The organism is Nocardioides sp. NPDC057772, assembly GCF_042798075.1.
Taxonomy (GTDB): domain Bacteria; phylum Actinomycetota; class Actinomycetes; order Propionibacteriales; family Nocardioidaceae; genus Nocardioides.
The window spans coordinates 1-3761 of the sequence record NZ_JBHVKN010000316.1 but is presented as its reverse complement, the minus strand read 5'-3'; the positions used below and the strand labels follow the sequence as shown (position 1 = coordinate 3761).

2 protein-coding genes are annotated in these 3761 nt (G+C 69.5%); both read right to left on the bottom strand.

What is annotated here, in order from left to right; all coding sequences use genetic code 11:
- Positions 1–901: quinone-dependent dihydroorotate dehydrogenase (locus tag ACFVJS_RS26950; RefSeq protein WP_378886630.1), on the bottom strand; the 901-nt coding region annotated here is incomplete at its 3' end.
- A partial coding sequence (gene carB, locus ACFVJS_RS26945; RefSeq protein WP_378886629.1) for a carbamoyl-phosphate synthase large subunit occupies positions 898–3761 on the bottom strand: 2864 nt, incomplete at its 5' end. The genes carB and ACFVJS_RS26950, both read right to left, overlap by 4 nt.

Genomic DNA, 3761 nt, shown 5'->3' with positions numbered 1-3761 from the left:
CGAGGGTCATCTCAGGGCTGACCCGGCTGCGGAGCAGCCGCAGGACGTCGAGCGCGCGCGCCTTGAGCGGGGCGCCCGAGAGGCCGCCGGCACCGGCCGCGGTGATCTCGGCGGGCGCCGAGACCTGGTGTTCGCGGCCGATGGTGGTGTTGGTCGCGATGATCCCGTCCAGGCCGATCGCGCTGGCGAGGTCGGCGACCTCGACCACGTCGGAGTCGGCGAGGTCGGGAGCGATCTTGACCAGCAGCGGAACCCGGTGCTTGGTGACCTGGTCGGCGATCGAGCGGACGTGCTCCAGCAGCGGCTGCAGCTTCTCGACCGACTGCAGGGTGCGCAGACCGGGTGTGTTGGGCGAGGACACGTTGACGACCAGGTAGTCGGCGTAGGGCGCCAGCAGCCGGGCCGACTTGGCGTAGTCGGCCTCGACCGCAGCCTGGTCGTCCTCGGGGACGAGCTTGGTCTTGCCGATGTTGATGCCCAGGATCGGCCCGCCGGTGGCCGTGCCACGACGCTCCAGGCGGCTCGCCAGCCGGGCGGCGACCGCCTCGGCACCGTCGTTGTTGAAGCCCATCCGGTTGATCACGGCACGGTCGGCGGGCAGCCGGAAGAGCCGCGGGACCGGGTTGCCCGGCTGGGCCTCACCGGTGACCGTGCCGATCTCGACGTGGCCGAAGCCGAGCCCGCCCAGCGCGTCGATCCCGACCGCGTTCTTGTCGAAGCCCGCGGCCAGCCCGATCACGTTCGGGAAGGTGAGACCCATCGTGTGGACCGGGGTCCCCGGCGTGCGCGTCTTGGACAGCGCCGGGCCGGCAGCCCGGATCGCGGCGAAGGCCTGCTGGTGGGCACGCTCGGGATCCGTCTTCGTCAGGACCTTGTCGAACAGCGTCCGATAGGCCTTCACTTCGAGGACACCCCACCGTCGTGGTGGCCGACGACGTCGCGCCACTCCTGCAGGCTGCGTACGTCGATCTCCCCGCGCCGCAGCGCCTCGATGCCCTGCACGGCGGCGCCGAGGCCCTGGACCGTGGTGATGCAGGCGATGTTGGCCATCACCGCGGCGGTGCGGATCTCGTAGCCGTCCATGCGGGCGGACTTGGCGTTGGAGGTGCCGTTGGGCGTGTTGATGACCAGGTCGACCTCGCCGCCGAGGATCCGCTGCACCGTGGTCTTCTCGCCGTCGGGACCGACGCCTTCGGAGTGCTTGCGCATCTGCCGGGTGGCGACGCCGTTGCGCCGCAGCACCTCGGCGGTGCCCTCGGTCGCGAAGATCTCGAAGCCGTGGTCGGCGAGCACCTTGATCGGGAAGATCATCGTGCGCTTGTCGCGGTTGGCCATCGACACGAAGATCCGGCCCTGCGTCGGCAGCGGTCCGAACGCGCCGGCCTGGCTCTTGGCGAAGGCGCGGCCGAAGTCGGAGTCGAGCCCCATCACCTCGCCGGTCGACTTCATCTCCGGGCCGAGCACGGTGTCGACCTGCTGGCCCTCCGGGGTGCGGAACCGGTTGAACGGCATGACCGCTTCCTTGACCGCGATCGGCTGGTTCGGCGGGAGCGCTCCCCCGTCGCCCGTGGTCGGCAGCACTCCGGCCGCACGCAGCTCCGCGATCGACTCGCCGAGCATGACGCGTGCCGCGGCCTTGGCCAGCGGGGTCGCGGTCGCCTTGGAGACGAACGGGACGGTGCGGGAGGCGCGCGGGTTGGCCTCGATGACGTAGAGGACGTCGGAGCCCAGGGCGTACTGGATGTTGAGCAGACCGCGTACGCCCACGCCTTCGGCGATCGCCAGGGTGGCCGCACGGATGCGCTCGACCTCGGCGGCACCGAGGGTGATCGGCGGCAGCGCGCAGGAGGAGTCGCCGGAGTGGATCCCGGCCTCCTCGATGTGCTCCATCACGCCGCCCAGGAACAGGTCGGTGCCGTCGTAGAGGGCGTCGACGTCGATCTCGACCGCGTCGTCGACGAACTTGTCGACCATCACCGGCTTGTCCGGGGTGACCTCGGTCGCGGCCTCGATGTAGGAACGCAGCGCCTCGTCGTCGTAGACGATCTGCATGCCACGTCCGCCGAGGACGTAGGAGGGCCGCACCAGGACCGGGTAGCCGATCTCGGCGGCGATCTCGCGGGCCTCGTTGAAGGTGGTGGCCATGCCGTGCTTCGGCGCGACCAGACCGGCCTTGTGGAGCACCCGCCCGAAGGCGCCGCGCTCCTCGGCGAGGTGGATCGCCTCGGGGCTGGTGCCGACGATCGGTACGCCGTTGTCCTTCAGCGCCTGCGCGAGACCGAGCGGGGTCTGGCCACCGAGCTGGCAGATGACGCCGACCACGGGGCCGGCCTGCTGCTCGGCGTGGACGATCTCGAGCACGTCCTCCAGGGTGAGCGGCTCGAAGTAGAGCCGGTCGGAGGTGTCGTAGTCGGTCGAGACGGTCTCGGGGTTGCAGTTGACCATGACCGTCTCATAGCCGGCCTCGCTCAGCGCGAGGGAGGCGTGCACGCAGGAGTAGTCGAACTCGATCCCCTGCCCGATCCGGTTGGGCCCGGACCCGAGGATGATGACCGCTTCCCTCTCGCGCGGCGCGACCTCGGTCTCCTCGTCGTAGGAGGAGTAGTGGTAGGGGGTACGCGCCGCGAACTCGGCCGCACAGGTGTCGACCGTCTTGTAGACCGGGCGGATGTTCAGCGCGTGGCGTACGCCTCGGACGACGTCCGCGGTCATGCCGCGCATCTTGCCGAGCTGGTAGTCGGAGAAGCCGTGGCGCTTGGCGTAGCGGAGCACGTCGGCGGTCAGCTCGGGCGCCGCGATGATCTCCTGGGCGATCTCGTTGATCAGGAAGAGCTGGTCGATGAACCAGGGGTCGATCTTGGTCGACTCGAAGATCTCCTCCGGCGTCGCACCGGCCCGGATCGCGTCCATGACCCGCTTCAGACGACCGTCCGTCGGAGTCTTGATCTCCTCGAGCAGCGCTGGCTTGTCGAGCTCGACGACCTCCTGGGTCCAGTCGAAGACCGCCTCCGGCTTCTCCAGGGAGCGCAGGGCCTTCTGGAGCGCCTCGGAGAAGTTGCGGCCGATCGCCATCGCCTCACCCACGCTCTTCATGTGGGTGGTCAGGGTCGTGTCGGCGCCCGGGAACTTCTCGAAGGCGAACCGCGGCACCTTGACCACGACGTAGTCGAGGCTCGGCTCGAAGGACGCGGCGGTCGAGCCGTTCGGCCCGGTGGTGATGTCGTTCTCGATCTCGTCGAGGGTGTAGCCGATCGCGACCTTGGCCGCGATCTTGGCGATCGGGTAGCCGGTCGCCTTGGAGGCCAGCGCCGAGGAGCGCGAGACGCGCGGGTTCATCTCGATGACGATGATCCGGCCGTCGGCCGGGTTGACGGCGTACTGGATGTTGCAGCCGCCGGTGTCGACGCCGACGGCGCGGATGATGCCGATCGCGAGGTCGCGGAGCTTCTGGTACTCGCGGTCGGTCAGCGTCATCGCCGGGGCGACGGTGATCGAGTCGCCGGTGTGGACGCCCATCGGGTCGAGGTTCTCGATGGAGCAGACGATGACCGAGTTGTCCTTGCGGTCACGCATGACCTCGAGCTCGTACTCCTTCCAGCCGAGGATCGACTCCTCCAGGAGCACCTCGGTGGTGGGGCTGGCAGCGAGACCGGCGCCGCCCAGACGCCGCAGGTCGGCCTCGTTGAACGCGAAGCCCGAGCCCGAGCCACCCATGGTGAAGCTCGGCCGGATGACCAGCGGGTAGCCGAGCTCCTCGGCGC